This window comes from Pseudomonas sp. DW-iso17 (assembly GCF_058725345.1).
This window is the reverse complement of sequence record NZ_JBZXEA010000008.1, coordinates 33701-49679: the sequence shown is the minus strand read 5'-3', so window position 1 is coordinate 49679 and position 15979 is coordinate 33701. Positions and strand designations below refer to the sequence as shown.

Annotated in this window: 15 protein-coding genes and 1 tRNA gene; 7 read left to right on the top strand and 9 right to left on the bottom strand. The window is 59.5% G+C overall.

Annotated features, from left to right (window positions below):
• Window positions 1-102: 102 nt before the first annotated feature.
• The 5 genes from AC4PS6_RS06615 to yecR all read left to right on the top strand — a co-directional run bounded on the left by AC4PS6_RS06615 (window position 103) and on the right by yecR (window position 4143).
• Window positions 103-1071 carry an AraC family transcriptional regulator gene (locus AC4PS6_RS06615; protein ID WP_336827258.1) on the top strand — a complete coding sequence of 323 codons (969 nt, stop codon included), beginning with the start codon at window positions 103-105 and terminating at the stop codon, window positions 1069-1071.
• Between the two features lie 912 nt (window positions 1072-1983).
• Window positions 1984-2283: a hypothetical protein gene (locus AC4PS6_RS06610; protein ID WP_014718001.1), complete on the top strand. Its 300-nt coding sequence runs from the start codon at window positions 1984-1986 to the stop codon at window positions 2281-2283.
• 432 nt (window positions 2284-2715) lie between these two features.
• Window positions 2716-3324, top strand: a complete 609-nt coding sequence (locus AC4PS6_RS06605) for a hypothetical protein (RefSeq protein WP_014718000.1) — start codon at window positions 2716-2718, stop codon at window positions 3322-3324.
• A gap of 42 nt (window positions 3325-3366) precedes the next feature.
• The gene (locus tag AC4PS6_RS06600; RefSeq protein ID WP_020303194.1) at window positions 3367-3783 is read left to right on the top strand and encodes a hypothetical protein; all 417 of its coding nucleotides are present in this window, start codon (window positions 3367-3369) and stop codon (window positions 3781-3783) included.
• 78 nt (window positions 3784-3861) lie between these two features.
• Window positions 3862-4143 carry a YecR family lipoprotein gene (yecR, locus tag AC4PS6_RS06595; protein ID WP_019821447.1) on the top strand — a complete coding sequence of 94 codons (282 nt, stop codon included), beginning with the start codon at window positions 3862-3864 and terminating at the stop codon, window positions 4141-4143.
• Window positions 4144-4377: 234 nt separating this feature from the next.
• On the opposite strand, the gene AC4PS6_RS06590 is transcribed toward yecR, so the two are convergent.
• The 5 genes from AC4PS6_RS06590 to AC4PS6_RS06570 form a co-directional block, all read right to left on the bottom strand.
• Window positions 4378-4453: transfer RNA gene (locus AC4PS6_RS06590), tRNA-Gly, on the bottom strand.
• 60 nt (window positions 4454-4513) lie between these two features.
• Complete coding sequence (gene pgsA / locus AC4PS6_RS06585; RefSeq protein ID WP_003190391.1) at window positions 4514-5074, bottom strand: CDP-diacylglycerol--glycerol-3-phosphate 3-phosphatidyltransferase; 561 nt, start codon at window positions 5072-5074, stop codon at window positions 4514-4516.
• A gap of 32 nt (window positions 5075-5106) precedes the next feature.
• The gene (uvrC, locus tag AC4PS6_RS06580) at window positions 5107-6930 is read right to left on the bottom strand and encodes an excinuclease ABC subunit UvrC (protein WP_019821446.1); all 1824 of its coding nucleotides are present in this window, start codon (window positions 6928-6930) and stop codon (window positions 5107-5109) included.
• A 1-nt stretch (window position 6931) separates the two neighbouring features.
• The gene (gacA, locus tag AC4PS6_RS06575; RefSeq protein WP_003190387.1) at window positions 6932-7573 is read right to left on the bottom strand and encodes a response regulator transcription factor GacA; all 642 of its coding nucleotides are present in this window, start codon (window positions 7571-7573) and stop codon (window positions 6932-6934) included.
• Window positions 7574-7724: 151 nt separating this feature from the next.
• Window positions 7725-8090 carry a helix-turn-helix domain-containing protein gene (locus AC4PS6_RS06570; RefSeq protein ID WP_003190384.1) on the bottom strand — a complete coding sequence of 122 codons (366 nt, stop codon included), beginning with the start codon at window positions 8088-8090 and terminating at the stop codon, window positions 7725-7727.
• Window positions 8091-8172: 82 nt separating this feature from the next.
• Here AC4PS6_RS06570 and AC4PS6_RS06565 point away from each other — a divergent pair, with 82 nt between their 5' ends.
• Complete coding sequence (locus AC4PS6_RS06565) at window positions 8173-8412, top strand: DNA-binding protein (RefSeq protein ID WP_003190382.1); 240 nt, start codon at window positions 8173-8175, stop codon at window positions 8410-8412.
• A gap of 35 nt (window positions 8413-8447) precedes the next feature.
• Here AC4PS6_RS06565 and AC4PS6_RS06560 read toward each other — a convergent pair whose 3' ends face one another.
• Together AC4PS6_RS06560 and AC4PS6_RS06555 are read right to left on the bottom strand one after the other, a co-directional pair.
• Window positions 8448-8894 carry a GNAT family N-acetyltransferase gene (locus AC4PS6_RS06560; protein ID WP_032903480.1) on the bottom strand — a complete coding sequence of 149 codons (447 nt, stop codon included), beginning with the start codon at window positions 8892-8894 and terminating at the stop codon, window positions 8448-8450.
• Window positions 8895-9644: a carbon-nitrogen hydrolase family protein gene (locus AC4PS6_RS06555; RefSeq protein WP_032903479.1), complete on the bottom strand. Its 750-nt coding sequence runs from the start codon at window positions 9642-9644 to the stop codon at window positions 8895-8897.
• 828 nt (window positions 9645-10472) lie between these two features.
• Between AC4PS6_RS06555 and AC4PS6_RS06550 the strand changes: the two genes are divergently transcribed.
• Complete coding sequence (locus tag AC4PS6_RS06550) at window positions 10473-11552, top strand: 3-deoxy-7-phosphoheptulonate synthase (protein ID WP_236466590.1); 1080 nt, start codon at window positions 10473-10475, stop codon at window positions 11550-11552.
• A gap of 289 nt (window positions 11553-11841) precedes the next feature.
• Here AC4PS6_RS06550 and AC4PS6_RS06545 read toward each other — a convergent pair whose 3' ends face one another.
• On the bottom strand, window positions 11842-12264 hold the full coding sequence (locus tag AC4PS6_RS06545) for a chemotaxis protein CheY (RefSeq protein ID WP_336827257.1): 423 nt from the start codon (window positions 12262-12264) through the stop codon (window positions 11842-11844).
• A gap of 134 nt (window positions 12265-12398) precedes the next feature.
• Complete coding sequence (locus AC4PS6_RS06540) at window positions 12399-15971, bottom strand: transporter substrate-binding domain-containing protein (RefSeq protein WP_166405439.1); 3573 nt, start codon at window positions 15969-15971, stop codon at window positions 12399-12401.
• Window positions 15972-15979: the final 8 nt, after the last annotated feature.

Here is a 15979-nt window from a genome sequence, read left to right as displayed (position 1 = left end):
TACAGGGATCTCCCAATCATCATTGCGACCCGCAGTCTAGGCGCGCGAATCTGGATGATCTATGATCCAAAATCTCTCATTTTTGACTAAAACACCTGAACAATGTCTGCAGAACAGTTTGCTCTTTCCTCGGATCTCATCAACGAACTGTTGCGCGGTATGCGCCTGCGTGGCGTCGAATACCGGCGTATACAAACGAGTCCGAGTTTCGGTTTGGGCTTCGCTGAAAAACCTGGGCATGCCTGGTTCCATTTCATGGCCGTCGGCAATGCGGTACTGCGAATGGAGGACGGCACCACCTACGCGCTGTCTGCCGGCAACGCCGTGTTCATCTCCCACGGCGCGGCCCATCAACTGTATTCCCATGCGGACGTACCCGTTCAGGACATCGACCGCCTAGACGGCGCCCCCCTCGGTGACACCGTGAGCGCGGTGCACACCGGAACCGATGCCAGCCCAACGCCGAGCACCATTTTGTTCAGTGGTTGTATGGAGTTTGAACTGGGCAGCATCCATGGCCTCGGCAAACTGATGCCGGGCCTGATGTTGATTGATGCCGACGGCCAGCGCTACCCTGGACTGGTGCCTATCCTGACCACCATGGAACGCGAGGTCAGCGCCGCACGTGTGGGCTTCGCCGGTATCCTCGCGCGGTTGGCCGACGTGGTGGCCGCCATGGTCGTTCGCGGTTGGGTAGAGTGTGCCTGCGGTAATGCCTCTGGCCTGGTCGCCGCCTTGCGCGATCCACGCTTGGCCGGTGCACTGCTCGCGCTCCATCAACAACCGGGCCGCGACTGGACCGTTGCGCAATTGGCAGAGCAATGCAATACCTCACGCTCAGCCTTCGCGGATCGCTTCCAGGTGACGATTGGCATGACGCCGCTGCGCTATGTCACCGAACTGCGAATGCGGCTCGCAAGCCAGTGGCTGACCCTCGAAAGGCTGCCGATCGAAGAGGTAGCACAACGCTTGGGCTATACATCCCAGGCCGCTTTCAGTCGCGCGTTCAAACGTGTTACGGGCAAGACACCGGGGTTAAGTCGCAAGGTGAGGCAGCCCATTGTTACTTGACGCTGAGCGCACGTAGTCGACGGTCTGTGCCTCTGAATCATTTAATGAAAACCGCTCGTGACTACCTGATCGAAAGCCAGCACTGGGACCTCTCAGGCACCGCATAGGACCCGATCCGCGGTAGCGTCCCCCCTATCGCGTGTTTTCCACCGCCTTTGAAAGATCGCTCCTACACTTTCTCCAAACACTTCCGACGGCCCCATCTGAAATACCCAACAGTCACGAAAAACGACAAGCCCTTTTCTAAAATAAACGTTATGTATTCAGTTGTTCTGGGCAAGAAGCCCACGTCTCCATTCACCTCATGAAGAACTTGGATCATGCTAAATACCTCATTTTTTCCCTCATTGCGTACCGCCGTCAGTACAGCCCTGCGGTCCCGACAACTCAATCGAGAAGAAGAGCGCCTGGTCCACTACTACCGTTGCTTGTCGGAACAGGATCGTGAAGCGGTGCGCTGCCTAATGTTTGCGGTCAGGGAAACCAGCGAGGCGAACACCCTCCCCCATAAAAAGTGATGCCGTCATGGGTCAGCGAACGATGGAAGTACCTGCGGGTTTGACATCTAGCCGGCAGCCTGTCACTAACACCCTCGCGATGGATTTTTCTACCCAGCTAGAGCATGCCTGCGAAAGCCCCATCGCCGTGGAGGATCTGCATATCCCCATGCCCACCTTCGTCACCCTTCAGCCTCGATTTTCCCTCGGTGGCCTGACCCTCTCCCGCTCGATTTCCGTCAACTCCAACACGCTCCACCGTAGCCTCCGTCTCGATTTCCTCCAGGTGATTGTGGGGGTCTTTTACGCGCTCCTAGACTCCGCCGCCGTAGGGCAAATCCCTGTTCCCTCATGATTCCCACAGGCGGCACGCGCGCAATTTTCCTGCCGCCGCCACTCGCAAGGAGCCTCAACGATGACCAAGACCTCAACCGCCCTCCTCCTGCTTGCACTGGCCAGCCTGCTGGCGGGCTGCACCACCAACCCCAACGTACTGCAGATACACAAAGTCACCGCAGAGGCGATTGGCTTGGCCTCTACGGATGAGCTGACCATGGGCCCGGTCACCAAGAGCAAGGAGGACTTCCTGGGCGGCGCTGAACTGAACTTCAAAGCCACGACCGCCAAGGGCCGTGTGTTCAACTGCTCGACGGTCATGACTCCAGGCATCCTGCTTGAGCCGCCGAAGTACTCGCGCCTGACCTGCACGAAGTAACCCTGACAGCCGGTGCGGGCATCGCGCGCACCGGCCTATGGGAACGGACGTCGGCGTGCCGGGCGCGCCACATGGCGGCGTTGCCGGCAAAGATGGTGTTCATGCTCAGCACGCTAAACCTGCGTCAGCGCTCAGCATTCGATAGATGGCCGTTTGAGGCATAAGAGTGCACGCAGTCGGCTGCCGAGGGTGAAGGGCGCCCCCAACACTTAGACACCCATTCAATTTCTGGGGCGTTTTCAATGCTTGGATAAGTCACGCACAACGCTATTGAAAGACACCTCCTACAGACCCAGCGCATGGGTTCGCAGGACGCGTCCTGATTGCGCCCACATTATTGAATGGCACGGGCGACGCTGCCTAGGATGTGCCCGCTCGCTCATTTCGTTGAGCTCTAGCCCTCCCCGCGTCCACGACAGGAGTCGATTGACCATGTACAACAACATCCCCCTCGGTTTGCGAAAGCGCCTGCTCGCAGGTTCGACCTTCGCCCTCTTATCGCTAAGCGCAGCCCCCGCAGTGGCCACCGACTGGTGGATGATCTTTGGCACCGGCGACACGCCCAACAGAGACCTGTTCTTCGCCGATGCACAGTCGGTAAAAGCCACACAACAACACCCGCAAAACACACAGCTGACGGTCGTGCAGGTATTCGAAAGCCCCAACAGCCCCAACTACGTGAGCTACGCGCTGGAGCTGCAATGCCCGGAGCGACAGCTCAGGGTGAACTCTGCCACCGCCTACCTGCGCGCCGGGGCGACCACGGTGCTGCCGGCGCCTAAACGTTGGGTGCCGGTGCCCAAGAGCTGGCTGGAGCGTGGCTATGACTTCGCCTGCGCACCGGGCAAACGCAAGTCCAACGCCATGATGCCGATGGGCGTCGGCTCCATCGATAACGCTCAACTGGTGGCGATCACGCAGCAAGGCCTCTTCAATCAGTTGCCGGGTAATCAGCCGATCCGCATTGAGTCCAAGAAGAGCAGCACCGAGGACGTGATGCGCGACCTCAACTTCCTCTTGGGCGCACCTGAGAAAAAATGACCTCCGGCGTCAACCGGCACGCTTGAATAATGAGTGATCAACATGAAATACACAGGTGCATTGGCCTTGGCCCTCGCGCTGCTGCAGACCGGCTGCGTCAGTTTTGACACCGTCCCGGAAATGTACGCGCGCAGCCAATGGAAAGGCCGCCCGGCGCAGGACGCCATCAATTTCTTTGGTCCACCCCAAAAAATGGATCGCACCGCGGACGACCAGCATGTGGTGATGCAGTGGTACCGCGACACGTCTTACAACAGCAATGAGGTGGTGGCACAAAGCGCGGAAAGGCAGGGCAATGTGATGGTGCACACCAACTATTGGGCAACCGTCAATAACCCGAATCGCTGCATCCTTTCCATCACCGTCGACCAGGACAGGAAGGTCGTCGGGTTTGAGGCCGATGAAGGCGAATTGCTGCTGTCCAGTGGCTGCCAGTCGGTCAAGTTTGGGCCGCCTTAGGCAACCGACGTTGAGACAGGCTAGTGGAAACACCTCCTACAAACGTCATGTTTTATTCTTGAAGGACCGCCCTCGACAATGAAATCCGTCATCGTCGCCATCGCCCTACCGCTCATTGCAGGCTGCGCAACGCCGAAATATTGGGGGGCCACCGGCGGCAACCCGTCCGACGGGCTTGTGCAACTCTTCTACGTCCATACGCCGTTTGAGTACGGCCAAATCCGGGCATCCCAAGGGTTGGCGATTGCCACGGGGCGTTGCCAATTTTGGAACTACGCGCGCGCTGAGCGCGCAGGCGCACAAAAATCCGTGTGCCGCACGATGGGGCAATTCCACTGCCTGGAAACCACCGTCACTTAGGATTATCGGTGCCAGAAGTGACGCCCTCCCCAAGCGTCGAGGCGCGTCGGGAAGTTGAGCGAACAGTAGTTCGCCTGGCGACCCAGGCGAACTGAGCGGATCTAGTAACAATACGAATTTGAGCGCGCGCCCTACGGTTGTGCGCACAAACAAAAAAAGACGCCTAAGCGTCCATTCCGTAAATCACACAGGCAAAAAAAAGCCACTCGTTAGAGTGGCTTTTTCATTAATGCTTGGAGCGGGAAACGAGACTCGAACTCGCGACCCCGACCTTGGCAAGGTCGTGCTCTACCAACTGAGCTATTCCCGCTTGGTGATGCGCATTCTATAGAATCCTCAGCACCCGTCAACCCCTTGATTCAAAAAAGTTTTATTTCTTTTCAACGGTGGTTCGCAGATGGGGCCAGGCCGCACGCAGATATTGCAGCATGGACCACAGGGTCAGGCCGGCCGCGACCAGCAGCAAGGCGTAGCCCGTGAGGACCCAGAACGAGAAGTCCGACGGGTTGGCCAGCAGGATCACCAGCGCGAGCATTTGCGCGGCGGTTTTCCATTTGCCCATGTTGGAGACGGCCACGTGGGCGCGGGCGCCGATTTCGGCCATCCATTCGCGCAGGGCCGAGACGACGATCTCGCGGCCGATGATGACGGCGGCCGGCAGGGTCAGCCACAGGTTGCCGTGTTCCTGTACCAGCAGGACCAGGGCGACGGCCACCATGAGTTTGTCGGCCACGGGGTCGAGGAACGCGCCGAAGGGCGTGCTCTGTTCCAGGCGGCGGGCCAGGTAGCCGTCGAGCCAGTCGGTGGCGGCTGCGAAGGCAAATACCGAACTGGACGCGACGTAGCTCCATTCATACGGCAAATAGAACAACAAAATGAAAATCGGGATAAGCAGGACGCGTAGAACGGTGATCAGATTAGGGATATTCATCGGCACAACTGGCTACGAGGTGAGAAGGCATTCTATTCGCTGTGCAGATTGGCATAAATCAATTCAGCGAGCTTTTTACTGATACCGGGTGCTTTGGCTATCTCGTCAATGCTGGCACGGGAGAGCTCCTGCAAGCCACCAAAATGTTTAAGCAAGTCGCGACGCCGCGTCGGGCCAACCCCTGCCACCCCTTCCAAGGTTGAAGTTCGCCGGGTTTTGCCACGGCGGGCGCGGTGGCCGGTAATGGCGAAACGGTGGGCTTCGTCGCGGATTTGTTGAATCAGATGCAGTGCGGGTGAGTCGCCCTTCAACGTGAACTCATGGGCGGCATCATTCAAGTACAACGTCTCGAAACCGGCCTTGCGCGTGGTGCCCTTGGCCACACCGAGCAGGATCAGGTCGGGCACCGCCAGTTCGTTGAGCACGTCACGGGCCATGGATAACTGGCCCTTACCGCCGTCTACCAGCAGGATATCGGGGAGCTTGCCCTCCCCGTCCTTCAACTTGCTGAATCGCCGCGTGAGCGCCTGGTGCATGGCGGCATAGTCATCGCCGGCGGTAACGCCTTCGATGTTGTAGCGCCGGTAGTCGGCCTTGATCGGCCCTTCCGGCCCGAATACCACGCAAGAGGCCACTGTGGCCTCGCCGCTGGAGTGGCTGATGTCGTAGCACTCCAGGCGCTGGGGCGGCTCGTCCAGGTTGAGGACCTCGGCCAGGGCGTCGAAGCGTGCAGCGACGTGCTGTCGGTTCGCCAGCCGCGCGCCCAGGGCCTGTTCGGCGTTAGTCACGGCCAGCTGCTGCCAGCGAGCACGGGTGCCGCGTACGCGGTGGCTGATGTCCAGCTCGCGGCCGCGCAGCTCGTGGATGGCCTCGATCAAGGTGGGGAAGTCTTCGTGCACCACGTTGACGATCAGTTCAGACGGCAGGTCGCGCTCAGGGCTGCTGACGTAGTATTGGCCAAGGAATGCGGCCATGACCTCCGCCACGTCTTCGTCGATACCGGTCTGCGGGAAGAAGTTCTTGCTGCCTAATACCCGCCCGCCTCGTACGCTGATCAGGTGCACACAGGCGCCGCCCGGGTTGACGAACGCGGCGATCACGTCAACGTCACCGGTGCCGCCTTCCATGCTTTGCTGGTCCTGGACACGGCGCAGCAGGGAGATCTGGTCGCGCAGTTCGGCGGCCTTTTCGAAATCCAGGGTGCTGGCGGCCTGCTCCATGGCCCCGGACAACTCATCGGTGAGTGCGTTGCTGCGCCCTTCGAGGAACATCACCGAATGGCGCACATCCTCGGCGTACTCCGAAGGTTCCACCAGCCCCACGCAGGGCGCCTTGCAGCGCTTGATCTGGTATTGCAGGCACGGCCGGGTGCGGTTCTTGTAGAAGCTGTCTTCGCACTGACGCACAAAAAAGGTTTTTTGCAGCAGGCTCAGGCTTTCACGAATCGCACCGGCGCTGGGGTAAGGCCCGAAGTACTTGCCCTTTTGCTTCTTTGCCCCGCGGTGAATGCTCAGGCGCGGAAAGTTGCCGTCGGATAAAAACACGTAAGGGTAGGATTTATCATCACGCAACAGGATGTTGTAAGGCGGCCGCCATTCCTTGATCAGCGTCTGCTCAAGCAGCAGCGCCTCGGTTTCATTGGCGGTGATGGTGGTTTCGACCTGGGCGATACGCGCCACCAGGGCGGCGGTTTTCGGCGCAAGGCCGGTCTTGCGAAAGTAGCTCGCCAGACGGTTCTTCAGGTTCTTGGCTTTGCCCACGTAAAGCAGGCGCGCCTCGCTGTCGAACATGCGGTACACGCCGGGGCGGCCACTGCAGGTGGAGAGAAAGGCACTCGGATCAAACGGTGTGGTCATGTCAGGCGCTGGCGTCCACCATGCCGTGGCGCACTGCGAGCAGGGTCAATTCAACATCACTGCTGATGGCAAGCTTCTCGAAGATACGATAACGGTAGGTATTGACGGTCTTGGGCGACAGGCACAGCTTGTCAGAGATGGTCTGCACCTTCTGGCAACCGACGATCATCAGGGCGATCTGGATTTCCCGCTCCGACAGCGCATCAAATGGCGAATCGCTGGTGGGCTGGAACGACTTGATCGCCAATTGCTGGGCAATCTGCGGGCTGATGTAACGCTGGCCGGCAAATACCAGGCGAATGGCTTGCACCATCTCGGCCAGGCCTGCGCCCTTGGTGAGGTAGCCGGCGGCACCGGCTTGCAGCAAACGGGTGGGAAACGGGTCTTCCTCGCACACCGTGACCACCACGACCTTGATGTCCGGATGGCTGCGCAATAACTTGGTCGTGGCACCAAGACCGCCAATCCCAGGCATCTTGACGTCCATCAGTACCACATCGGGCTTCAACTCCCGGGCCTTGATCAGGGATTCCTCCCCCGACTCCGCCTGGCCGACTACTTGCAGGCCGTCGATGTCAGCCAGCATTCGTGTAATGCCTGTACGAACGAGATCATGGTCATCGACTACTAGCACCCTAATCAAGCAGACACCTCGCGATATGGTCTTATAGGTTGCTGAACACCTTAGCAAAAAACCAAGGCGCAGACCTAGTTGCAAGTGTCATATATATAGAGATTAAACGTGCTGCGGCTGTTCGCCGGCTGGCGAACAGCCCTGTTTCCTGGGCTAAAGGTCAGGATTCCTGGGGGGGCGACTTGGCTTTTCCGTTCACCACGGATGAATGCTCAGCCAAGGTACTGGTCAAGCGACGGATTGCGTCCTGGTCTTCCTTGAACATCGCTCGGTAATTGCCCAGCACTTTCTCTTCGATCTTGCTCAGGTTATCCAGCTGGATCGGCGTTGGGCTGCCGGTCAACACGTACAGGATATCCACACCTTTTTCGGCGACGCGAGACAAATAGTCGGCCTTGGGTGCACGACCACCGCTTTCATATTTGCCTTGGGCGTTCGCTTCAACGCCTCCAATTTCTCCAAAAACTTTCTGCGACAGGCCAAGTCGCTCTCTTTCTTGCCTTAAGCGCGAACCGATTCCACTCATTTGGATGTATGATCCTAAATTGGCACACCCCAAGAGGTGTCACACCATCACTTCGTTAAACAAACTTGAACGGTTTTGAACTATGCCCGGAATCCGTACTGCTGCACAAGCCAAGGCCTGGCTGGAACATCAAGGAAAGTCAGTTCAAGCGTTCGCCCGGGAACATGGCGTAGACCCGGCAACCACGTATCAAGTGCTCTCCGGGCGCAAAAAGGGACGGCGTGGAGAAGCCCATAAAGTGGCGGTACTTCTGGGCATGAAAGAGGGCGTTATCGTGGATGAGCCAAGAGCTCAATCCCACGACGAACAAAGCACTAACTGACAGCAGTATGCGCTTATTTGTAGGACGTGCATGTTTTAGTCCGATGTGAGTGCGCGACACTCACGCTCCATCCGCCAGAAGCCATCCTCTTCACCGACAATGCTCAACCCCAAGCGCTGATACAGCCTTCTTGCCGGGTTGGTCTTGAACACCGTCAAACGTAGAAAGCCCAGGCCCTCGACGCGTGCCTTGAGCGCCATTTGCTCCAGCACCCATGTGCCCGCGCCCTGCTTGCGCCAGCATTCCAGCAGGTGCAGCTCGCGGATATACAGGGCCTTGCCATCGCGGCTCAGGCTGATAAAGCCCATGACGACGTCATCGTTGCAGATCAGCCAGTTCTCGCGGCCCGCCCAGGCCACGTCGAAGCCGTCGCTGGACCACAACAAGCCGTTCTGACGGTAGTAATGGCTCATGGCCTGCTGGGTCAGGGTGCGGGCAAACGGCAGGTCCTGCTCGATGGCCCGGCGCAAATGAAACCTCATTCAGAGGGCGACCACTTGGCCGGTCCACTGCCCGCCGTCGCGACGGGCGATCACCAACGCGTCGCCGACACCGGGGGCGGCAACAAGCAAGTTGCCATCGGCGGTCCAAATTGCACTGCGGCCCGCACAAGCCCAGCCTCCGGACGGGCCACCATGGTTAGCCATCAGTACCAACAGGCCATGCTGGGACGCATAGCCTTCAAGCAAAGCACTGTCCGCCGCGTAGCCTGCCTCGCTGATCAGTACGCTTGCGGCATACGCTGTGGCGCCCGCTGCCGCCGCTTGGCGTGGATGGCTGGCCTGGGAAAAGTCCGCACACACCGCCAGCGCGATGCGCTCCTCTGCCAATTCCAGGGGCTCGCCGCCCTTCCCCGCAGCAAATGCCAGCTCTTCGCCGGGGTGCAGATGCTGCTTGGTGTAGACGCCTACTGAACCGTCCGCCTCAAGCACCAGCGCGCCGATCAGCACACCTGTTTTTGGCGTCAAGCGCACCGGCATGCCCACCACGGCCGTCAACTGCAGCTCCCGCGCCAGTTCACGCAACGGCGTCAACACGGCGTCTTGCGGGTCGATGGCCAAATCGGCCGCCAGGAACGGCTCGTAGCCTGTCAGTGACAGTTCTGGAAACACCAGGCATTGCACACCCTGTTCAGCCGCGGCCCGCATCAACGCCAGGTGCCGCTGGATATTGGCAGCGATATCGCCCGGGATGGAAACGGTTTGCGCCGCAGCAAGGGTCAAGGCAGTCATGGTCGCGTCCTGGCAATCATTGTTTGAGAGCCGTCAGCATATCCACACTTGCCCCATAGCGGCATAGGTATCGCCGTTACCGCAGGAATGGATATGTACACGGTCCAACTGTGTTGACGGTCCGGCCGTCTTCGCAGGCAAGCCAGCTCCCACATTTGGATCGCGGTGCCTCAGCCAGATCAGCGCCGGCTGTCAGGCCGTCACGGGAGCAGGCTCCCTCGCCACAGGTCCAGCGTCGCAGCAACGTTGTGTAGATACCTATGCCCATAGCGGTAAGTACTGCCACGCGATAGAAATTACTGATTGAATCCACCCGCACGCCTCTAGTAAGCTCCCCCCATCATTTGGAGAGCCCCATGTTGCCACTCACCCACACTCAGGTTTGCCCTGCTGCCAGCGCCTTGCGCTCGGTGTCGGCTACCCGCGTGAATGGTTCGAGCGCACTGGCCGGCTTTTATTTTGGGTATTGGTTTAGCCACTGGCGCGCCTGATACCTGAAATCGGCGCCCACTACTCAAGGGGTCGCCTACCAGAGAAATCTAAACCCCCGGTCGGCTCCCCGACCGGGGGTTTTGTTTTTTCAGCGCCTGACAATTTGTTTTTCACGCTCACTTAAAGGAATCACACCATGAACTACGCCACCTATTACCGCTACGACACTTGCACTGCATGGCGATTTAGCCAGCTCCGTTCGGGACAGCCTGCCGCCTCCGACCGGTCACCCCGTGGTGGCAAGCCAACACACGTAGCCGATACGGCCAATTGTCGAACACCCCAGTAGGCCAAGCGTGCGGGAATCGCCCGCCGCTTGCCCAGGAAGCCTTGAATATGAACTCCTCCGTCGCCGCTTTGCCCGTCTCTGCCCTCAACAGCGCTAATGAAGCCCTGACCCAGCGTTTGCCCAGCGCTCTTGAACTCAAGCACCAACTCCCGCTCAGCCCGTTCCTCAACGAACAAGTCCACGCCCATCGCCAAGCCGTGCGCGCCATCCTCAATGGCGAAGATTCACGCTTGCTGGTGATTGTCGGCCCGTGCTCGATCCATGACCCGGAATCGGCCATGGAATACGCGCGTAATCTGAAGAAGCTTTCGCTTGAAGTCAGCGACCAGATGCTGCTGGTGATCCGTGCCTACGTCGAGAAACCGCGCACCACTGTGGGCTGGAAAGGCTTGGCCTACGATCCGCACTTGGACGGCAGCGATGACATGGCCGCCGGCCTGACCCTGTCCCGCCAACTGATGCGTGAAATGCTGCGCCTGGGCCTGCCGGTGGCCACCGAGTTGCTGCAACCCATGGCCGCCGGCTACTTCGATGACCTGCTCACTTGGGTCGCCATTGGCGCACGCACGACCGAGTCGCAGATTCACCGCGAAATGGCCAGCGGCCTGGGCATGCCCGTGGGCTTCAAAAACGGCACCGACGGTGGCGTCGCCATTGCCTGCGATGCAATGCGCTCAGCCTCTCACCCGCATCGTCATTTCGGCGTCGACAGCCAGGGCCACCCGGCGATCATCCAGACGCCCGGCAACCCCGACACTCATTTGGTGCTGCGCGGCGGCCATCGTGGGCCCAACTACGATGCGCAAAGCGTGGCCGACGTAAAGCATGACCTGGCCAAGTCCAAAGTAGCGCCACGAATCATGGTCGATTGCAGCCATGCCAACAGCGGCAAGAACCCGCTGCGCCAACCGGCGGTATTCAATGACGTGCTGGAGCAGCGTATGCAAGGTGATACCTCGCTGGTCGGCATGATGCTTGAGAGTCACCTGTTCGAAGGCTGCCAGCCGCTGAGCGCGTCGATGAAATACGGCGTTTCGGTGACCGATGGTTGCCTGGGTTGGGACGGGACCGAGCAGTTGTTACGCAGTGCCGCCGAGCGTTTGCGGGAACACGGCAAAGCCGACTGATCGGTGAAAAACATTAGATCGGCCTGGAATTCTGTTTGGCAAACTCCTGCAGTGGGCGGGCATGGGCCGGTAGTGGCGTGTGCTCGATGCCTTCTCTTGCCTGCTTCTGCGAAGATTGAACTGGCCCGTAGATTTCGTGGCATACGGTAAACACGATGCACCCTTGAATCGCCTTCGTGCAGGAGCGAGCTTGCTCGCAAAAAAACGTCAACGATAACGCGTGCTTCCTGAATAAACGCAGCGCCTGCGAGTTTTTCGCGAGCGAGCTCCTACAAACAATGGCTGTGGACTAGGCCCGGGCCACCGGCATGCGGGACAGCTCTCGAAGCCACGGCAACACCCGCAGGCCGTGGGCGGTCTCGCAGGGGTGGACGATGTCCATGAAGTGTTCGAGGTTGACGTGGTCCGGCACACCCGGCAATCGCACTCGCACAGCCGGCGTTACGCCGCAAGGGGCGCCCAGGTCCAGATGCTCGTAGACGAGTACATGACGCACCTGGGGCAGAGGCTCATGGGCTTGGGCCATCAGCCCCGCATTGATTATCAGCACGTCGAAGGGTTCGGCAGGAATGGCAGTGAGAATCCGCACCTCTTCGAATGTTTGCACCGGCACGATCCGGTAATAACCCAACTGGTTGAGCATTTTCTCGATGTACAAGCGTTGCAGATGCTGTTCATCGGCAATCAGGATGGTCAGTGCTTTGTTCGGCATGGCAAACCCCTGGGCAGGCAGTGCTCGGCAGTGAGCGCAGCCCATTCTCCAGACATATGCCGACGACAAAATCAGGCATGTTCCCGGTTTGTGTAAGAGTTTTCCCAAATTTCCCGAATGGCGATCAACCGCAGTCAGGGCTGATTGCAATAAGCTTTCAAGCCACGATGCAAAACATCAAGCGCTTCGTTCACGCCGTCAACCGCGGGCCCCAATGCCTGACGGTCGCGCTGTTCACATGCGGCCTCCAATGCTTCACACCCACTGATCAATAGGTATGCCTTGACCATTCGCGCGCCGCCCTTGGCACGGTGGGCCAGGTCGTGCAGCTTGGCAAAATCTGCCTGGCTTGCCAGGCGTGGCAGCAAGGCACGGTCCTCCCCCAGGCTTTTAAGCAACGGCGCCAACAATCCGACAAGCGCTGCGTGATCATCGCCGGTCAGCGCGACGAGTGTGCTCAAGTCGAATGTCGGCACAGGCTGCGGGCCCGCGTCTGCCAAACGCGAGGCCAGCGCCGACCGCAAGTCGTCAAGCCCGGTTGGCTTGAACAGGCACCCATCCATGCCCGCCTGCCGACAGCGCTCAGCTTCCTCCGGCTGGGCGTTGGCGGTGAACCCCAGCAACAGGCAGGGTTCAAGACCCTGTTCACGCTCTTGCGCGCGAATGTCCTGTGCCAGCTGATAGCCGTTCTTGAAGGGCATGTTGCAATCGGTAATGACGCCATCGAACTGCCCCGCTCGCCACTGCTCCAGCCCTTGCACACCGTCTTCGGCAGTGACGATACGGTGGCCCAGAAAGCTCAACTGTCGAGCCAGCAGCAAGCGATTGGCCGGGTAGTCGTCCACCACCAGAATGCTCAGCGCACGGCCCTCAGGCGCCGCCTCTTGCACAGGCTCAATCGGGGCCGGCAGCGTGGCGGTCATGGCCAGGGCCAACGTCACGTCCACCCGAGTGCCATGCCCCAGCACACTACTCAAGTGCAATTGGCCGCCCATCATTTCGCACAAGCTGCGGCTGATCACCAACCCCAGCCCAGACCCGCTGCGTGCCGACTGCTGATTGTTGCTGCCCTGGATAAACACGCTGAACAGCCGCTGCTGGTCGGCGACGCTAATTCCAATGCCGGTGTCTTGCACCCATAATTGCACGGCCAAGCGATCGCCCTCGACCACCGCCCGTGCAACCAGGCTGACCTGCCCATGGGGAGTGAACTTAATGGCATTGCTCAGCAGGTTGGACACCACTTGCTTGAATCGCAGCGGATCGACCAGCACCGCCTGGTCAATCAGCGGGTCCAATTCAACCTGCAGCGCCAACCCCTTGGCTCGGGCCAGCCCCTCGAACACCCGTGCGACCGACGCCAACAGCTCATGCAGGTTGGCGGGCTCCAGGGTCAGCGACAAGTGCCCGGACTCGATCCGCGCGATATCGAGAATATCGCCGATCAACTCCAGCATCCCCCGCGAAGCCACCGAGGCCACCTCCAGGGCGTCGCGGTCGACCCGCCCCTGTTCGGCATTTTTCAACGCCAGCTCAATCATGCCGATCACGGCATTCATGGGCGTGCGGATCTCGTGGCTCATGGTCGCCAGAAAGGTAGTCTTGGCGCGATTGGCGGCGTCGGCATCGTCCTTGGCTTCCTGTAGCTGGCCGAGCAAGCGGTGCCGCTCGCTCACGTCGACCCAACCGGCAATCATACCCACCACCTTGTCGTCGCCGTCGCGGTACGGCAGCATCCACTGGTAAATGGTCAGCACATCGCCGTTGGGCACCTTGAGTATTCGATCATGAATCTGCGGCTCGCCCCCAGCCATCAAGCGCAGGTAATCCTCATGAAACGACTGGGCCTGTGGCGGGTTTTCGACGTCGGTTTCCACCACCGTCCTGCCGATTACGTCTTCAAGCTTGTAGCCAAACACGTCGAGGTAGGCGTTATTGCAGGCCATCAGCCTCCCTTGGCGATCACGCACGTAAATCGGGTGCGGCGTGCCGTCAATCAATACACTCATGAACCGCATCTGATCGCTCAGCGCCCGCTCGGCCTGCAGGCGCTTGCGAATCAGGCTGCGCAGGTAAATGGCCCAGCCCAGCGTGACGGCCAACAACAGCGCCGCCAACCCAAAGCCTTGAAGAATCACGTTGCGATAGCGCAACCAGTAACTGTCCTCGATGATGACCTCGCTGCGCCACTGGCCAATCAACTCGTCCATTTCCTGCGGGGTGATACTCAGCAGTGCCTTGTCGAGGATCGAATACAACTCCAATTGACTGCGGTTGACCCCAAAGGTCACGCGTGCAGGCTCGGTGCCGACCGTACTGGTGACACGCAAGCGGTCGCGGTAATACCGGTTGATCAGATAGCGTGCGCTGATCAATGAGTTGACCGCGCCATCGGCGTCACCATTGGCCACCAGCGCCATGGCTTGCTGGGGGGTCTCCACGTCGACAAAGATCACGCCTGGAAAATTCTGCGCTATCTCATCGTGCAGCCCATTGCCAACCACCATGGCCAGGCGTTTGCCGACCATGTCCTCCAGCGTGAGCGGGCTGTGCGGACCGTCGCGGGTAACCAGCACAAAGGGGTTGGTCAAGTAGGGCCGGGTAAAGCGCACTTTATCAGCCCGCTCCACGCTAGGCGTGACGACCGCCAGCATGTCCGCCGTGCCCGCGCTGACAATGTTGATCTGGCGCGGCAACGAACTGCCTGGCACCACATCGAACTTCAAGCCGGTACGCAAGCTGATGCGCGACAGCACTTCGGCACTCAGCCCTTCAAATTGGCCTTGATCGCCGATAAACGATAAGGGAAGGAAATCATTGAGCACCGCGACCCTGACCCGTGGATTTTTCTGCACCCAGCGTTGTTCACTGGCGCTCAAGTGCAGCCGGTCAACGCCGATTATGCCCAGGTTACCCCCGCTCCAGCGGCGTAGAATTTCCATCTGCTCGCTGGCGGGAATCGCCTCCAGCGCAGCATTGAGGATGGGCAGTAAACGCGTATTTTCCCGGGTGACGGCAAACGCAAACGGATTGACTTCCAGGCCGGAAAAATCCGCCATGCGTACATTGTTGAGGTGGTTGCGATTGATCAGGTAGTTGCTACTGATGGCATCCCCCAGGTAGACGTCGGCACGACCAAACGCCACGGCACCAATGGCTTCGAAGGTCGAGGCAAACAGTTCCAGCTGGGCCTGGGGGTAAAACGCCCGTACGGCGTCGGGCTGCATATAGTGATACAGCATCGCCACGCGCTTGCCGGCCAGGTCATCATTCAACACTTGGCTGTCACCGCTGCGGGTCACCAGGGTCGGTTGATCGTTGGCATAAGAGCGAGACAACAGCAGTTGCGGATCGGCCGCTTCATAGCCATTGGCGGAACCGAGGAAATCCACCGCTCCCTGCTTCAGGGCCTCGATCACTTCATCGCGTGTGTCGTAACGCCGAACCTCGATGGAGATATGCAGGGCCTGGCCGACCAATGCGGCAAAATCGGCCGTGATACCTTCGAGCTCGTCGTTGTTGTTAGTCAAGTCAAAAGGTACGTAATCGGGCGCCGAGACGCCCATCAGTAATGAGCGCCGCTCACGCAGCCAACGCCAGTCGGCCTCGTCCAGCGTCACTTGCGGGGTTTCGATATGTGAGTGCCCCAACAGCCGCAAAGCGTGAGGCTCTTCGAGGGCCACCGCGATCAGGGGTAACAGGCTCATCCAAAGGA

Bases quoted from the DNA above. Each gene is read 5' to 3' on its own strand.
- AC4PS6_RS06615 (WP_336827258.1), top strand. From the start codon at position 103: ATGTCTGCAGAACAGTTTGCTCTTTCCTCGGATCTCATCAACGAACTG.
- AC4PS6_RS06610 (WP_014718001.1), top strand. From the start codon at position 1,984: ATGACCAAGACCTCAACCGCCCTCCTCCTGCTTGCACTGGCCAGCCTG.
- AC4PS6_RS06605 (WP_014718000.1), top strand. From the start codon at position 2,716: ATGTACAACAACATCCCCCTCGGTTTGCGAAAGCGCCTGCTCGCAGGT.
- AC4PS6_RS06600 (WP_020303194.1), top strand. From the start codon at position 3,367: ATGAAATACACAGGTGCATTGGCCTTGGCCCTCGCGCTGCTGCAGACC.
- yecR (WP_019821447.1), top strand. From the start codon at position 3,862: ATGAAATCCGTCATCGTCGCCATCGCCCTACCGCTCATTGCAGGCTGC.
- pgsA (WP_003190391.1), bottom strand. From the start codon at position 5,074: ATGAATATCCCTAATCTGATCACCGTTCTACGCGTCCTGCTTATCCCG.
- uvrC (WP_019821446.1), bottom strand. From the start codon at position 6,930: ATGACCACACCGTTTGATCCGAGTGCCTTTCTCTCCACCTGCAGTGGC.
- AC4PS6_RS06570 (WP_003190384.1), bottom strand. From the start codon at position 8,090: ATGAGTGGAATCGGTTCGCGCTTAAGGCAAGAAAGAGAGCGACTTGGC.
- AC4PS6_RS06565 (WP_003190382.1), top strand. From the start codon at position 8,173: ATGCCCGGAATCCGTACTGCTGCACAAGCCAAGGCCTGGCTGGAACAT.
- AC4PS6_RS06560 (WP_032903480.1), bottom strand. From the start codon at position 8,894: ATGAGGTTTCATTTGCGCCGGGCCATCGAGCAGGACCTGCCGTTTGCC.
- AC4PS6_RS06555 (WP_032903479.1), bottom strand. From the start codon at position 9,644: ATGACTGCCTTGACCCTTGCTGCGGCGCAAACCGTTTCCATCCCGGGC.
- AC4PS6_RS06550 (WP_236466590.1), top strand. From the start codon at position 10,473: ATGAACTCCTCCGTCGCCGCTTTGCCCGTCTCTGCCCTCAACAGCGCT.
- AC4PS6_RS06545 (WP_336827257.1), bottom strand. From the start codon at position 12,264: ATGCCGAACAAAGCACTGACCATCCTGATTGCCGATGAACAGCATCTG.
- AC4PS6_RS06540 (WP_166405439.1), bottom strand. From the start codon at position 15,971: ATGAGCCTGTTACCCCTGATCGCGGTGGCCCTCGAAGAGCCTCACGCT.